Below are 15,637 nucleotides of genomic sequence, written 5' to 3' on the forward strand. Positions count from 1 at the left end.
TGACGCCGTGACGCCGTTCGAGGATTCGCGCCGGCTCACCGGGCCCAGCGTGTGGCTGCGTGCGCCGGGCGCGGCGCTGGAGCTGGCGCCGGGCATCGATGTGGACGCCGCGCTGCTGGAACGCTGGCGTGCGCATGTGTGTGCGGTCGTGGCCGAGCTCGGGTGGCCGGTCGGCGAGATCGTGGCCGTGCCGCACGCGGCGGGGGCGAGCCTTGCGTTCGAGGCGCCGGTGGATCGGCTGTTCTGTGCGACGGAGGTCAACGAGTGGGCGCTGGGGGCGGCGGTGCTGGAGCGCGATCGACTGGCTCCGACGCAGCATCATCCCGTCGATCCCGAGCTGCTCGACTTCGCCCGGACGTTGCGGGAACGCAGCACCGATGCCGAATCGTTTTTCTGGCAACTGCTGCGCGATCGGCGCATCGCAGGGCTCAAATTTCGGCGACAGCATGTGCTGTCGCCGTATGTGCTCGATTTTTACTGCGACCAATTGCGATTTGCGATCGAACTGGACGGTGGTCAGCACAACGAGCCGTCCTCTGTCGCGCGTGATTCAAGACGCGACGCGTTCCTGGCGTCGCGTGGTATCGACGTGTTTCGCATCTGGAACCACGATGCGCTCGCGCGAACCGGCGACGTGCTCGTGCAGTTGAATCACCGAATCACCGCCCGCCGCGAAACACTCGCAGCGGAGAATCTCCTTCTCCCTGCGGGAGAAGGTGCCGGCAGGCGGATGAGGGCGCCACGTTCTGTTGCAGCGTCAAGGCGAGGGCATGGCGTGGCGCCCTCATCCGCCCTTCGGGCACCTTCTCCCGCGGGGAGAAGGAAGCTGGCGCTGCCGCACGCACCGGGACACCCCGCGGCGTGGGACCGGGCGCTCGCGCTGCACACCCTGCATGCGCTGTCGCGCAGCGAGGCCGAGCCCGCGCTGCTGGCGCTGCTCGACGCCGCGCGCGTGCGCGGCGTGTGCGCCAGCGTCGACGACGACTGCGTCACGCTCGGTCGCGGCAGCGGCCAGCACTCGTGGCCGCGGTCCGCGCCACCGTCGCCGGACGCGGTGGCCTGGCACGCGCTGCACGGCATCCCCACCGCCCTCGTCACCGGCTCCAACGGCAAGACCACCACCGTCCGCCTGCTCGCCGCGCTCGGCCGCGCGCACGGCTGGCGCGTGGGCAGCAGCAGCACCGAGGGCCTGGTGGTGGACGGCGAGGTGCTGCGCGGCGGCGACTACAGCGGTCCGGTCGGCGCGCGCACGGTGCTGCGCGAGACCCGGGTCGACGCCGCCGTGCTCGAAACCGCGCGCGGCGGCATGCTGCGGCGCGGACTGGCGGTGGACGCCGCCGACGTGGCGGTGATCACCAACGTCAGCGCCGACCACTTCGGCGAATACGGCGTGTTCGACATCGCGCGCCTGGCGCAGGTGAAATTCACCGTCGCGCGCGCGGTGGCCGAGCACGGTCTGCTCGTGCTCAATGCCGACGACGCGGCACTGCGCCAGTGCGCCACCGCGCATGCCGGGCGCATCGGCTGGTTCGGACTCGACATCGAAAGCCCCGCCCTGTTCGCCGCGCGCGCCGCCGGCCAACCCGTGTGCGGCGTGCGCGGCGGGCGCCTGCTGCTGCAGCGCGACGGCACCGCGCACGATCTGGGCGCTGTCGCGGCCATGCCACTGAGCGTGGACGGGCGCGCGCGCTACAACATCGCAAACCTAGCCGCAGCGGCGCTGGCGGCGTCCGAGATTGGCATCGCAGCATCCACTGTCGCGCAGGTCTTCGCCCATTTCGGCGAGGACAATGCGGACAATCGCGGCCGGCTCGAGCGCTGGTCGGTCGACGGCGTGGCGGTGTGGCTCGACTACGCGCACAACCCCGACGGCCTCGCCGCCCTGCTCGACGTGGCGCGCGGCGGCGCGGCGCGCGGGCGCCTGGGCCTGTTGCTGGGCCAGGCCGGCAACCGCCGCGACGAAGATCTGCGCGATCTCGCCGCCACCGCCGCGCGCTGGGCCCCGGCGCGTGTGGTGCTCAAGGACATCGTCGGCTACGAACGCGGCCGCGCCGAGGGCGCCGTGGCCGCGGTGCTGCGCGACGCGCTTCTGGCCTGCGGCATGCCGGCCGGGGCGATCGCGTACTGCGGCGACGAAGTCGAGGCGGTGCGCGAGTTGCTCGCCTGGGCGCAACCGGGCGACACGCTGGTGCTGCCGGTGCATGGCGTCGCCGCGCGGCGCGCGGTGATCGAACTGCTGGACGGCCGGGCGCGATAGCCGGCACCGCGCGGTCGACGGCGATTGCGCTACCCTCCCGCATCCGCGACAAAGGCCGGCTTCCGATGCATCCGCACCAGCGCACCTTCCTCGACCTCGCCCTCGCGCGCGACGTGCTGCGCTTTGGCGACTTCACCCTCAAGTCCGGCCGCAGCAGCCCGTACTTCTTCAATGCCGGCCGCTTCGACAGCGGCGGCGCGCTGCGCACGCTCGGCGAGTGCTACGCCGCCGCGCTGCTCGACTCGCGCCTGGGGTTCGACATGCTGTTCGGCCCGGCCTACAAGGGCATCCCGCTCGCCACCGCCACCGCCACCGCGCTCGCCGCGAGCGGGCTCGACGTGCCGCTGGCCTACAACCGCAAGGAAGCCAAGGCCCACGGCGAAGGCGGCACGCTCGTCGGCGCGCCGCTGGCCGAACGCGTGCTGATCGTCGACGACGTGATCACCGCCGGCACCGCGATCCGCGAATCGATCGCGCTGATCCGCGATGCCGGCGCCACGCCGTGCGGCGTGCTGATCGCGCTCGACAGGCAGGAGCGCGGCCAGGGCCGGCTCTCGGCCGCGCAGGAGGTCACCGCGCAGTTCGGCATTCCCGTGATCGCCATCGCACGCCTGTCCGACCTGCTGGCCTATACTGGATCACGCGCCGACCTGGTCGCGCAGCGCGAGCGCCTGCTCGCCTACCGCGCCACCTACGGCACCGACGACTGACTGCCCGCAGGGGGCTTTCGATGCGCCGTTCCGCTCTCGTGCTGCTGTTTCCGCTGTTGTTCTTCGCGTCCGATGCGGCGGCGCAGAAGCTCTACCGCTGGACCGACAAGGACGGCAAGGTCCACTACACCGACCAGCTTCCGCCCGAAGCGGCCAAGGACGAACGCGAACAGCTCAACCAGCAGGGCGTCGTCGTCGAACGCACCGAGCGCGCGCTGACCGCCGAAGAAAAGGCGGCCCGGGCCGAAGACGATGCCCGCGCCGCCGAACAGCGGCGCATCGACGAGGAAAAGGCCAAGATGGACGCCGTGCTCGTCGGCTCCTATCCGTCCGAAGCCGACCTGCAGCGCTCCTACAAGGAGCGTTTCGATCTCATCGAACAAAGCCTCGAATCGGCCCGCGTCAGCATCCGCAGCCAGGAAAAGAGCCTCGCCGACCTGCTCGCGCACGCCGCCGACCTCGAACGCAACGGCAAGCCGGTCAACCAGACCGTGATCGACTCCATCACCCGCACCCGCGCCCAGGTCGCCGAGCAGCGCGGCTACCTGCAGCGCCGCGAAGCCGAAGGCGCCGCGCTGCGCGCGGAGTTCGATGCGCTGGTCAAGCGCTACCGCGAACTCAAGGGGCTGGATCCCGTCACGGGGACGTGAAAGCAGCCGTGCGTCGGCGCTGTCGCCGACGTGGCACGTGCGCGGTCGTCAGAACGGCAGCTGCATCTGCGGTGCCAGCGCGAGGATCTGTTTGCGGAACGCATCCTGGATGCGTTGCAGGGCCTCGGCGTCGTCGGCGTCGAAGCGCAGCACCAGGCTCGGCGTGGTGTTGGAGCAGCGGATCAGGCCCCAGCCGTCGGGCCAGTCGGCGCGGATGCCGTCGATGGTGGCGATCTTGGCGCCGTCGAAGTGCGCCTGCGCGCGGAAGCGGTCGACGAAGGCGTAGTGCTCGCCCTCCTCCATCGCCACCTTCAGTTCCGGGGTGCTGACGCCCTTGGGGAATTCGGCGAAGATCTCGTCGATGTCGCGGTCGTCGGCGGCGAGGATTTCGAGCAGGCGCGCGGCGGCGTAGATGCCGTCGTCGAAGCCGAACCAGCGTTCGCGGAAGAAGAAGTGGCCGCTCATCTCGCCGGCCAGTTCCGCCTCGGTTTCCTTCATCTTGGCCTTGATCAGCGAGTGCCCGGTCTTCCACATGATTGGGCTGCCGCCGTGGCGCAGGATCTGGCCGGCCAGATGTCCGGTGCATTTCACGTCGTAGATGACGCTGGCGCCCGGGTTGCGGCCGAGCACATCGCGCGCGAACAGCATCAGCACGCGGTCCGGATAGATGATCTCGCCGGCTTTGGTGACCACGCCGAGACGGTCGCCGTCGCCGTCGAAGGCGATGCCGAGGTCGGCGTCGAGCTTCTGCACGAAGTGGATCAGGTCGTGCAGGTTGGCAGGCTCGCTCGGATCGGGGTGGTGGTTGGGGAAGTCGCCGTCGACCTCGCAGTACAGCGGCACCACTTCGGCACCGATGGCTTCGAGCACCTGCGGACCGATGCCGCCGGCGACGCCGTTGCCGGCGTCCACCACCACCTTGAGCTTGCGCTCCAGCGCGATGTCGCTGGCGATGCGCGAGAGGTATTCCTGGCTGATGTCCATCGTCTGCAGCGCGCCGCCGCCGCCGGCCAGCAGGCGGTTTTCCGCGATGCGGGCGTACAGCTCCTGCACCGCCTCGCCGGACAGCGTTTCGCCGCCGACGACGATCTTGAAACCGTTGTAGTCGGGCGGATTGTGGCTGCCGGTGACGGCAACGCCGGAGCCCGTGTGCAGCTGGAACGTGCCGAAATACACCACCGGGGTCGGTGCGACGCCGATGTCGATCACGTCGCGCCCGGCCGCACGCAAGCCCTCGATGAGCGCGTTGGCGAGCGACGGGCCGGATAGCCGGCCGTCGCGGCCGACGACGATTTCCTTGTGGCCGCGCTCGTCCATCAGGCTGCCGATGGCCTGGCCGATGAGACGCGCGACGCCTTCGTCGAGCGTTTTGCCGACCACGCCGCGGATGTCGTACGCGCGGAAGATGCTGCGGTCCACGCTCGCCGGCACCGCACGCTGCGGCGCAGTGCGCACGCGCGGCGCGGGTTCGCCGCCGATCTGGCGGATCGCCTCGCCCAAGGTGACTTCGTCGACCGAGCTGGCGTCGGCGCGCGCGCGTGCCCGCTTGAGCTGCAGCAGCAGGATCACGCCGAGCGCGATCGCGCCCAGGCCCAGGCCGAGCTGCACCGGCATCGAATACGGCAACACGGACTGCTGCGCCGGCGCGGCCGTGCCGATCGACAGCGCGGCCGCCGCGACCGGCACCGTGGTGGCGCCGTAGCGCAGGCGCTCGTCGCCGCGCGTGGCGAGCACGCGCTGGCCGCTGCGCAGTTCGAGGTAGCCGCCGGGGAATGCGGCCTGGTCGATCGCGTCGGTGACGGTGCCGATCGGCAGCGCGGCGTAGGCCACGCCGACGATGCGTTCGCCGTGCCGCACCGGCGCGGCCAGGCCGAGTTCGGGTGCGTTGTCGACCACGACGATGCCGGCGGTCGATTCGCCGCTCGTGGCCGCGTCGCTGAGCAGCGCGAGCTTGGCGAAGCCGACCGCCTTGATGTCCTGCGCAAACGGCGCTTCGAGTGCTTCGTCGAACATCTCCGCGGCGAGCAGCTCGGGCCAGTCGGTCTTCAGCCGCGCGGCGGCATCGGCGTATGCGCCGGCTTCGGCGTCGGCGTGGATGTAGTCGTTGTCGACCGCGCCGTCGAGCCGTTCGCGCTCCTGCGCGATGCGCTGCGCGATGTCGCCGACGAGGGTGCCGCGCAGGCGTTCGAGCTGCGGCTGCACCGAGGTGTCGCTCCAGGCCTGGAACGTCTGCCACAGGATGCCCGCACCCGCGACGAAGGCGAGCACGGCAATCGCGCCGAAGATCGGCGCGCGCAGCTGCGGCGGAATCGTCAGGCGCGACGGTTCGCGTTCGGCTTTCGCTTTCCTGGCCATCCGGTTTCCTGCTCGGTGCGTGTGGGCGGGGGCGTCAGCGCAAGCCGGTGTGGCCGAAGCCGCCCGCGCCGCGCTCGGACGCGGCGAAGTCGTCGACCCGCACCCAGCGCGCCCGCGCCACCGGCAGGAACACCAGCTGCGCGACACGATCCCCTGGCGCGATGGTATAGGCCGACCCGCTGCGGTTCCACAGGCTGATCATCAGCGGGCCCTGATAGTCGGCATCGATGAGGCCGGTGCCGTTGCCGAGCACCAGGCCGTGGCGGTGGCCCAGGCCCGAACGCGGCAGCACGACGGCGCACCAGCCCGGGTCGCCGATATGGAAGGCCAGACCGGACGGCACCAGGGCGGCGTCATCGGGCGCGAGCGCGAGCGGCGCGTCGAGCATGGCACGCAGATCCATGCCGGCCGAGGCGGCGGTGGCGTAGTCCGGCAGCGGGTACAGCTCGGTGCCCAGGCGGGAATCGAGGATCTTCAGTTGCACGTCGAGCATGTCAGGCTCCGTCGGGCAGGCGCGCGAGGATCAGTTCCAGCAAGCGGCGTGCCACGGTGGCCTTGTCGGCCATGTCCACCTGCGCGCCGCCGTCGTGCCACAGCACCGCGAGCGCGTTGCGGTCCGAATCGAAGCCGCAATCGTCGGTGCCGACGCGATTGGCGGCGATCATGTCGAGCTTCTTGCGCACGAGCTTGTCGCGCGCGTAGCGCTCCACGTCGTCGGTCTCGGCGGCAAAACCGACCACGAAGGGCCGCGGCTGACGCGCCGCGACATCGGCGAGGATGTCCGGGTTCTGCACCAGGTCCAGCGCGAGGCCGCTGCCGGCCTGCTTCTTGATCTTGCTGGCCTGCCGCTCGCGCGGTCGGAAATCGGCCACGGCGGCGGTGGCAATGAACACGTGCTGCCCCGGCAACGCGTCCAGGACGGCGGCGTGCATCGCCTCGGCGCTGCGCACGTCGATGCGGCGCACGCCGGGCGGCGTGGCGAGAGTCACCGGGCCGCTGACGAGGGTCACCTCGGCGCCCTGCGCGGCGGCGGCGGCGGCCACGGCGTAGCCCATGCGGCCGGAGCTGCGGTTGCCGAGGTAGCGCACCGGGTCCAAGTCCTCGTAGGTGGGGCCGGCGGTGATCAGCACGCGGCGGCCGGCCCATGCCGTGCCCTGCATCGGCGCGAGCACGGCCTGCGCGATCGCAGGCGCCTCCCACATGCGCCCTGCGCCGGTTTCGCCGCAGGCTTGGTCGCCGGCATCCGGTCCCAGCACCTGCACGCCGCGCGCGACGAGCGTGGCGACGTTGGCCTGCACCGCCGGCTGCGCCCACATCACGCGGTTCATCGCCGGGGCGATGGTGATCGGCGCCTCGGTGGCCAGGCACAGCGTGGTCAGCAGGTCGTCGGCGAGACCGTGCGCGAGGCGGGCGATGAGATCGGCCGAGGCCGGCGCGATCACCACGCGCGTGGCCCAGCGCGCGAGTTCGATGTGGCCCATCGCCGCTTCGGCCGCGTCGTCCCACAGCGAACTGCGCACCGGCTGCCCGGAGAGCGCCTGGAAGGTGAGCGGCGTGACGAAGCGGGCGGCGTTGTCGGTCAGCACCACGCGCACGTCTGCCTCGCGCTCGCGCAGGCGCCGCACGAGCTCGGCGGCCTTGTACGCGGCGATGCCGCCGCTCACGCCGAGCAGGATGCGGGGGCGGTGCGGATCCGGGGTCACGGGCGAAAATCCTGCCTGCAAAGGGCGATCAGCTTACCCGAATGTCGCATTTTCTCCCGCTGCGGCGCGGCGCGTGCGTCATGACACTGGCGCCTGTCGATATGCAGGCGAACCACGATGACGATCCGGGACTGGCCCGACAGCGAACGGCCCCGCGAAAAACTGCTGCTGCGCGGCGCCGCGGCGTTGTCCGATGCCGAACTGCTGGCCGTGTTCCTGGGCTCGGGCCTGCGCGGCATGGACGCCGTCGAACTGGGCCGCGATCTGCTGCGCCGCCACGGCGGCCTGCGCCCGCTGCTGCGCCTGCCGCCGGCAGCCCTGCTGCGCGAACGCGGACTCGGCGCGGCGCGTACGACACGCCTGCTCGCCGCACTGGAGCTGGCCGCCCGGCACCTATGCGCGGATCTCGACCGCGGCGACCCGCTCGGCGATCCGGGCCGCGCCGCCGCCTACTTCTCCGTCCGCCTGCGCGATCGGCCGCAGGAGGTGTTCGCCTGCGCGTTCCTCGACAGCCGCCACCGCATGATCGTGTTCGAGGAACTGTTCACCGGCAGCCTCGACGGTGCGGACGTCTATCCACGCGAAGTCGTGCGCCGCTGCCTGCAGCACAACGCGGCGGCGGTGATCTTCGGCCACAACCATCCGAGCGGGGTCACCGACCCCAGCGCCGCCGATCGCGCAGTCACGCGGCGGCTCGTGGACGCGCTGCGGCTGGTGGACATCCGGGTGCTCGATCATTTCATCGTCGGCGACGGACCTGTGCTGAGTTTTGCCGCGCGCGGCTGGCTGTGAACGCGGCGCGGTATGCTGCGCGCGGGCCATGTCGGGAAGACCGCGCGTGAAACTGGATCTTGGCTGCGGCCGCAAACCCCGCGCCGGCTTCATCGGCGTCGACATGTCCGCCGCCTGCAGTCCGGACGTGCTGCACGACCTGCGCTGCATGCCGTGGCCGTTCGACGATGCCAGCGTCGACGAGGTGTACTCCGGCCATTTTCTCGAACACCTCGACGGCGAGGAACGCATCGCCTTCATGGAGGAGCTCTACCGCGTGCTGCGCCCGGGCGGCACTGCGCTCATCGTCACGCCGTACTGGAGCTGGGTCGGCGCGGTGCAGGATCCGACGCACAAGTGGCCGCCGATCGCCGAGCAGTCGTACCACTACTTCAGCAAGGCTCTGCGCGAACAGATGGGCGTGGATTTCTATCCGATCCGCTGCGATTTCGACGTGAGTTTCGGCTTCAGCGTGCTGCCGCAGTTCGCGCACCTGCCGAAGGCCGAACTCGACCGCGCTCGCGCGCATTCGCTCAACGTGGTGGCCGAACTGCGCGCAACCCTGGTCCGGCGCTGAGCGCCGCCGCGGCGCGCGCCCGCCGTATACTCGGCGGCACGCGGGAGGGAGTGCCCGCGGGGAGACCGATGCGGTGATCGTGGGGCTGGCCAATTCCTTTCCCGCCGATGCGGTGGAACGGGCCGTGCCGGACGTGGCCAGCGCGCGGCGGCTGGTCGGTGCGCAGCGCACGGACGTGGGCGTGCTGCTGGCCGCGCGCCGCGACCTGCTGCTCGGCGCCTTCGGCAATGCACTGCTGCCCGACCTCGATCGCTGCGAGGACGCGCTGCTGCTGGCGCTGGCGCGCTTCGGCGTGCGCCACGGCAGCTGGGGCAGCGACTTCCACCACTACCACAACGAAAACCATGCGCTCGAGGTGCTGGACGGGCGCCTCGGGCAACTGCTGAAACACGCCGGCACCGACGCGCTCGATGCGCGGGACTGGCTGGCGCTGTCGCTGTTTGCCGCCTGCCACGATCTGCGCCAGCGCGAGGTGCTCGACTTCAGTCACCCGATCGGCAACAACGAGGCCGCGAGCATCGCCGAGACGGCGCGCATCCTCGAACTCGCCGGCTTCGACGCGACACGCGACCGCCGCCTGTTCCTCGCGCTGCAGCTGATGATCGCCGGCTCGACCTTCGACGCCCGTCCGGCGCCGCCGACGGCGGAAAGCAACTCGGCGGAACTGGCCGCCAGTGGCGGGGCGCTGGCGCCGAAACTCCCCGCCATCCTCGATGCCGAGCGCCCGGGCTGGCGCGAGGACGCCGACATCGTGCGCGCGGTGGAGCTGGCGCAGATCGCCTCCGACCTCGACACCGCGAACGTCGCCGAACCGCTGGTCTGGCTCGCCGAGAGCGCGAGCCGCCTGTGCCAGGAACGCGAAATGCGCTTCGGCCGCGCGCTCGACAGCGCCGAATCGGCGCAACCGTGCGCCGGCTTCCTCAGCACCGGGCAGGAACGCTACTTCTTCGACCTGCACCGCTTCTGCTCGGCCCTCGGCCGCACGACCTTCGAGCCGGGCAAACGGGCGAATGCGCAGCATGTGCGCGCGATGGCCGCGCAGATCGGCACCGCGCGGTTCGACACCGGCGCGGACGCGCTGCGGGCGTTCTCGGCGCTGGCGCTGGCACGGGGCTGATCGGCTCCGTCGCAGCGCACGGCACCCGGACGCTCGCAACATACGCAATGCAGACCTGCGCGTGTCATGTCGCGCGCCGGCACGAAGTGCGGGCCACGGTGTTTCCCGCCCCCCGAAACGGCATCGGGCCGGCAAGGCCGGCCCGATGTGCAGCGATGACGCGTGCGGATCAGTTGCCGAGGTTGACGGTCCAGCCGGCCGTCCAGTTCTCGCCTTCGGCGAACGCGCCGCGGTAGCTGGTCGGGCGGAAGAAGGCGTCGGCGTTCGCGGCGCCGCCTTCGAGCACCGGCGAGCCGGGCATCGGCAGGAAGCCGTCGAGCATCGGATCGCCGCCCGATTCGTTGCCTTCGCCCGCGGCGAACCAGTCGCTGACGAGGTAGGCGTCGCTCGCGTCGTCCTTGAATTCGCCGCCGGTGCAGGTGCCGATGAAGGTGTGCGTCATCGACAGGGTCTCGCCCTGCTCGCTCGCCGTGCCCTGGGCGAACGTGCCGGTGTCGCCCAGCTCCAGGCATTCTTCGGTGTAGCTCGTCATCACGACCGAGGTGTAGTTGCCGCCGGTGCCGCGACGCAGGCGCATCGCATGGCGGGTCAGTTCCGGCTTGCCGACCAGCGTGAGATTCGAGATCTGCGGCTGGGTGCGCGGCAGCTTGTCGTTGTTGTCGCCGTCGTTGTCGGACTCGATGCCGTTGGAGTCGTCGCCCAGGTCGGTGTTTTCGCCCTGCAGGCCGAGCGCGAACTGGATCTTGCCGGTGTACCCCTGGTCGAAGTCGAAGCAGTCGTCGCCCATGTTCGAGCACACGAGGTAACGGCCGTTGACGCTGCCGCCGAACATTTCGAAGCCGTCGTCCTTGCCGCTGTCGACCTGCACGTGGTCGAGCACGGTGCCGGCACCGACGCCGAGCAGGGTGATCGAATTGAATTCGCTGTCTTCGCTGATCGCGATGCCGGCGTACTGCACGCGCACGTAGCGCAACGCGCCCGAGCTGTCGTTCAGATCGGTGCCGCCGTAGGTGATGGCCGGATTGGCTTCGAATTCGCACGCGTCGGTGTCGGTGCCGTCGTTGCAGGTCGAGTTGCCGGCGATCACGAGGCCACCCCACGAGCCGATGACATCGTCCGGACCGGTGAAGACGATCGGCTGCGTGGCGGTGCCTTCGGCATAGAGGCGACCGCCGCGCTTGACGGCGAGGTAGTTCAGCGCGCTGGTGTCGTCGGAACCGCGCACGGTGACGCCCGGGTCGATCGTCAGCGTGGCGCCGTCTTCGACGGCCACCTCGCCCTGCAGGGTGTAGACCTTGCCGGCCGGCAGGTGCAGCGCGCCGGTGATGCTGTTGGGCAGCGCGCAGGCGTCGCCGTCGGCGGTGGTGCCGTCCGGGCACTGGGCCAGTTCGGCCACGCTGCTGCACAGCGGGTTGGCGCTGCCGCCGATGAGCGTCTGGGTGGGTTCGAGTTCGAGCGTGACGTCGTCGAGGCCCGAGGCCTCGGTCATGTCGAGGTCGACGGTCATCGCGGTGCAGCTGTCGAACACGATGGCCGCGGTGCCGGCCTGCACCGGTGCGCCGGGCGCGGTGAACGGCGCGCCGAAGCTGCCGCCTTCGAACAGGTTCAGGGCGACGCCGTCGACCGCGCTTTCGCCCGCGCCGATCGAACCGGCGAAGGTCATCCACACCGGATTGCCGTCCGCGTCGTAGCTGAAGATGCCGCCGGAAACGATGGCCGAGCCGTCGGCGCCCGGGATCACGTCGAGCGCCACGCCGCGGCCGCTTTCTGCCGCGTTGGCCCAGGTGCCGTCGAGGCCGTCGTTGAGGGTGATGGCGGCGCTGGCACCGCCGGCGGCGGCGAGCAGCGCGGTGGCGAGCAGGGATTTGCGGAAGCGGATGGTCATGCGGAGATCCTCGGCGTCGTGGGTCGGAGCGGCGAGCCGGGCTCGCCATGAACCTCGGCATGTTGCGACGCTTGCGTGACAGTCGCGATGCAGGCGGGTGACAGAATTGCTACCGGCGTCATGCGGGGCCTCGTCGCGCTCCGCGCGCCCCCTTCCGCCTGCCGGCACCTTCCCCCGCTGCGCGGGAGAAGGATTTCTCCGAGCAAGGATGCGTGGAACCAGAGTGCCATCAGTTATCCGGCAACCTCATCGAAGATCCCTTCTCCCGCGCAGCGGGGGAAGGGTGACGCCGGTTGCCACCGGCGGAACGCAGGCGGAAGGGGGGCGCTCCACGTCAACAACGCCTCAGTACTTCCACTCCACCGACACCGCCACCTCGCGGCCCTTGCGATAGCGGCGCGACACCTCGCCACCCTGGGTGAACTCGGCTTCCGGATCGAGCAGGTTGCGCAGGCGCAGCTTCGCCTTCCAGCCGTCCCACGGCAGGGTGCGGCTCCAGGTGAAGTCGAGTTGATGGAAAGGCTGCTCGTATTCGTCCGGCAGGCCGCTCTGCCCGGCGCGGGTCACGCGTTCGCCCGCGACGTTGTAGAGCAGGGTCGCGTCGCCGCGGCCTTCGGGATCGAACCAGGACAGCGCGACGTTGGCGAGGTATTTCGATTGGCCCTGCAGCGGGCGCCGGGCCGAGGTCTGGATCCCGACCGCATCGCCCAGATCCACTTCCGAGTCGATCCACGCGTAGTTTGCCGACACGCTCAGGTCCTGCCAGAAGCTGCGGCGCCACGACTCGGGCAGCCACGTCGCTTCCTCGAAATAGCCCAGGCTGCGCGAGATGTCGAATTCGATGCCGCGGCTGTCCGCGCTGTCGGCGTTGCGCAGGCTCAGCAGATCGTTCGAGCCGGGCGTGCGCACCAGCTCGATCGGGTTGTCGAACTGCTTGCTGAAAAGCGCGATCGACACGCTTTCCAGATCGTTGAAGTAATACTCCCAGCGCAGGTCGACGCTCCGGATGTCGGTCTGCACCAGGTCCGGATTGCCGACGACGGAAATGTCGAGCAGCGGGTCGTCGTACGGCGCGGTCGACAGTTCGCGGAATTCCGGACGCGACACGGTCTCGTTGTAGCCCAGGCGCCATTGCGCGCTTTCGGAATATGCCCACGTGATCGCCGCGCTCGGCAGCAGGTCGTTGCCGTCGATGCCCGCAACCACCGGCGGCGTGCCGGGCAGGAACGGGTTCTGCGTGATCACGCGCTGGGTGTTGTCTTCCTGGCGCGCGCCGAGGTTGATGCGCCAGTCGCCCAGCTGCAGGTCGCCGTTGAGGTAGAGCGCGTCGAGGCTCTGGTCCGCGGTGTAGAAGTCGGTGGCGTTGCTCACGCCGATGAGTTCGATGGTGCCGCTGTCGATGGCGCCGGGGTTGATGATGTCGTCGATCGGCACCTCGCCGCCGGGCGCGGCGACGAGATTGCGGAAACTGTAGCGCCAGATCTCTGACGCGCGGTCGCGCCGCACGCGGCTGCCGCCGAGGTCGAGCGTGAGCGTGCGTTCGTCGCCCAGCGTGAACGGATAGCGGAGGCCGAACTGCGCCTCGTCGGCGTTGTCGTCGAGGAATTCGTAACGCACCTGCGGCGGAAAGCTCGCGGTGTAGACGAACTCGCCGGCGCCGTTCTGGCCGTAGCGGTAGGCGCGGCCGAGCGGCAGGTCGCGCGTGGCCCGCGAGTCCGTGTACTGCCAGAAGATGCCCAGATCGCCGGCCGCCGGGAGCGTGTGCTCGCCGCCGAGCTGCAGCGTGGTGAGCTCGTTCTCGGTCCACTCGATGCGCGTGCTGCGCTGCACGCTGCCGTTGGAGCGCAGGCCTTCGTCGATAGCGTCTTCGGCCTCGGTCTGGCGCAGCTGCATCGCGGTGGCGGTGAGGTGGTGTTCGCTGCCGATGTCGGCGCCGGCGGCGAGGAACAGGCCGCTGTCGATCACGCGCTCGGTGCGCTCGCGGATGTAGTCCTCGCGCGCGGTGAGCGTGCCGGTGGCATCGGTGCTGAACTCGCGGCGATGCTCCTCGCGCTGGTCCCAGTTCTGCGCGTAGCGCACCGCGCTCAGAAAGCCGAGTGCGAAGTCGTCGTCGCCGAAGCGGTTGCCGACCGACACGCCGAAGCCGGTGTCCGGTCCGATCTCCTTGCGTCCGACGCCCAGGCCCTTGCCGGCGATGTCGCGACCGAGCGCGGCGAGCGCGTCGGACCCGCGCGGCGGCAGCGGCCGCTGGAACAGGCCGTCCGGGGCATCGCGAAAGCCGTCGTCGCGACCGAGCCAGTCGCGCCCGCCGCCGACCGAGCGCAGGCCGTCTTCGCCGGTGGTGCCGTCGACGTAGCCGAGCGTGCCCGAGGCGCGCAACAGGAACGCATCCGGCACGCCGCGCGTGCGCAGCTGCACGGTGCCGCCGCCGAATTCGCCCGGCATGTCGGGGCTGTAGGTCTTCTGGACGGCAATGGCGCTGAGGATGTCGGACGGGAACAGGTCGAGTGGCACGACGCGGCGGGTCGGATCCGGGCTCGGGATCTGCGCGCCGTTGAGCAGTACCGACGAATAGCGCTCGCCGAGCCCGCGCACGTAGATGAACTTGTCGTCGACCAGCGACAGACCGGTGACGCGCTTGAGCGCGGTGGCGGCGTCGGAGTCGCCGGCGCGCGAGATCTGGTCGATCGACAGGGTGTCGATCACCTGCGCGGTGTCGCGGCGCTCCACGGCGAGCTCGAATTCGCCGCCGTCGTCGGTTTCGACCGCCTGCTCGACGGTCACGCCCTGCAGCGTGCTCGCTTCGGACGACGCCGGACCCGCACCGGCCACCGGTGCCGCGGCCGCCAGCGTCACCGGCGGCACGGCGTTGTCGCCGTACGCCAGCCCGGTGCCGGGCAGCGAGGTGAATTCGTAGCCGGGCGCCGCCACGAGCAGCGGGTAGGTGCCGGGCCGGGTGCGCAGGGTGTAGGCACCGCTCGCGTCGGTGGTGGCGGTGACGCCGTTGACGGTCACCTCCGCGCCGGCCACGGGTGCGCCGGTGGCATCGACCACGGTGCCGGCGAGTTCGGCCGAGTCGGTCTGCGACAGGTCCACGGTGCTTTCGCCGGAGACCGAGCTCACCACGCGGTAGACCGGCGGCCGGTCCGGATACAGTGCGGCGGAAATCTGCAGGGTTTCGTCGTCGGCCACGTCGAGCGGCATGTCGATCTCGACACCGGACGGCGTGCGTGCGCGCAGCACGTGGGTGCCGGGTGCCACTTCGAGGCGCGCGCCGCCGCTGTCGCCGGTGGGCGGTTGTGGCGCGGTATCGAGCTGCAGTTCGACGCCCGACACCGGCGTGCTGCCGTCGAACAGGTAGAAATCGACGACGGCCGGGCCGGCCTGCGCGGCGCCGGCAAACAGCAGCGGCAGCGCGGCCAGCACGGCAGCGGCGAGAGGAGAGCGTTTCATGGCGATGGACTCTGGGATGCGGAAACAGGCGGCGGCCGGCCGCATCCGCGCCTGGCGGCAGGCCGCCGCCGCGCCGGTGGTCCGTACCGCTCCGGATCGTCACAGGCTAGGCGGGCGGCGTGACAGAACCGTGACAGCGCTGTCATGGAGGCCCCGCGC

At 70.7% G+C, this 15,637-nt stretch carries 11 protein-coding genes; 6 read left to right on the plus strand and 5 right to left on the minus strand.

Annotated elements, in window-relative coordinates; genetic code table 11:
* The first annotated feature begins 7 nt into the window (after positions 1-7).
* The 3 genes from HNQ52_RS05135 to HNQ52_RS05145 all read left to right on the plus strand — a co-directional run bounded on the left by HNQ52_RS05135 (position 8) and on the right by HNQ52_RS05145 (position 3,617).
* The gene (locus HNQ52_RS05135) at positions 8-2,257 is read left to right on the plus strand and encodes a DUF559 domain-containing protein (protein ID WP_183960053.1); all 2,250 of its coding nucleotides are present in this window, start codon (positions 8-10) and stop codon (positions 2,255-2,257) included.
* A gap of 65 nt (positions 2,258-2,322) precedes the next feature.
* Complete coding sequence (pyrE, locus tag HNQ52_RS05140; RefSeq protein WP_183960054.1) at positions 2,323-2,967, plus strand: orotate phosphoribosyltransferase; 645 nt, start codon at positions 2,323-2,325, stop codon at positions 2,965-2,967.
* Positions 2,968-2,987: 20 nt separating this feature from the next.
* Positions 2,988-3,617, plus strand: a complete 630-nt coding sequence (locus HNQ52_RS05145) for a DUF4124 domain-containing protein (protein ID WP_183960055.1) — start codon at positions 2,988-2,990, stop codon at positions 3,615-3,617.
* Between the two features lie 48 nt (positions 3,618-3,665).
* Here the strand turns inward: HNQ52_RS05145 and HNQ52_RS17380 are convergent, their stop codons facing one another.
* From HNQ52_RS17380 to coaBC, 3 genes are read right to left on the minus strand one after another with little or no spacing between them, the layout of a single operon-like run.
* Positions 3,666-5,972, minus strand: a complete 2,307-nt coding sequence (locus HNQ52_RS17380) for a phosphomannomutase/phosphoglucomutase (protein WP_183960056.1) — start codon at positions 5,970-5,972, stop codon at positions 3,666-3,668.
* Positions 5,973-6,006: 34 nt separating this feature from the next.
* On the minus strand, positions 6,007-6,465 hold the full coding sequence (gene dut / locus HNQ52_RS05155) for a dUTP diphosphatase (protein WP_183960057.1): 459 nt from the start codon (positions 6,463-6,465) through the stop codon (positions 6,007-6,009).
* A 1-nt stretch (position 6,466) separates the two neighbouring features.
* On the minus strand, positions 6,467-7,675 hold the full coding sequence (gene coaBC / locus HNQ52_RS05160) for a bifunctional phosphopantothenoylcysteine decarboxylase/phosphopantothenate--cysteine ligase CoaBC (RefSeq protein ID WP_343059224.1): 1,209 nt from the start codon (positions 7,673-7,675) through the stop codon (positions 6,467-6,469).
* A 117-nt stretch (positions 7,676-7,792) separates the two neighbouring features.
* On the opposite strand from coaBC, the gene radC reads away from it, so the two are divergent.
* From radC to HNQ52_RS05175, 3 genes are all read left to right on the plus strand, one after another.
* Entirely contained in the window at positions 7,793-8,467 is a 675-nt protein-coding gene (gene radC, locus HNQ52_RS05165; RefSeq protein WP_183960058.1) for a RadC family protein, read from the plus strand.
* A gap of 46 nt (positions 8,468-8,513) precedes the next feature.
* Positions 8,514-9,023 carry a methyltransferase domain-containing protein gene (locus HNQ52_RS05170; RefSeq protein ID WP_183960059.1) on the plus strand — a complete coding sequence of 170 codons (510 nt, stop codon included), beginning with the start codon at positions 8,514-8,516 and terminating at the stop codon, positions 9,021-9,023.
* 73 nt (positions 9,024-9,096) lie between these two features.
* Positions 9,097-10,140 (plus strand): hypothetical protein, encoded by a 1,044-nt coding sequence (locus HNQ52_RS05175; RefSeq protein ID WP_183960060.1) that lies wholly within the window; start codon positions 9,097-9,099, stop codon positions 10,138-10,140.
* Between the two features lie 169 nt (positions 10,141-10,309).
* Here the strand turns inward: HNQ52_RS05175 and HNQ52_RS05180 are convergent, their stop codons facing one another.
* Together HNQ52_RS05180 and HNQ52_RS05185 are read right to left on the minus strand one after the other, a co-directional pair.
* Positions 10,310-12,025 (minus strand): hypothetical protein, encoded by a 1,716-nt coding sequence (locus HNQ52_RS05180; RefSeq protein WP_183960061.1) that lies wholly within the window; start codon positions 12,023-12,025, stop codon positions 10,310-10,312.
* A gap of 345 nt (positions 12,026-12,370) precedes the next feature.
* Positions 12,371-15,478, minus strand: coding sequence for a TonB-dependent receptor (locus HNQ52_RS05185; RefSeq protein ID WP_183960062.1), 3,108 nt, complete (start codon positions 15,476-15,478; stop codon positions 12,371-12,373).
* Between the last annotated feature and the right edge of the window lie 159 nt (positions 15,479-15,637).

This window comes from Chiayiivirga flava, assembly GCF_014202825.1.
Classification (GTDB): Bacteria; Pseudomonadota; Gammaproteobacteria; order Xanthomonadales; family Xanthomonadaceae; genus Chiayiivirga; species Chiayiivirga flava.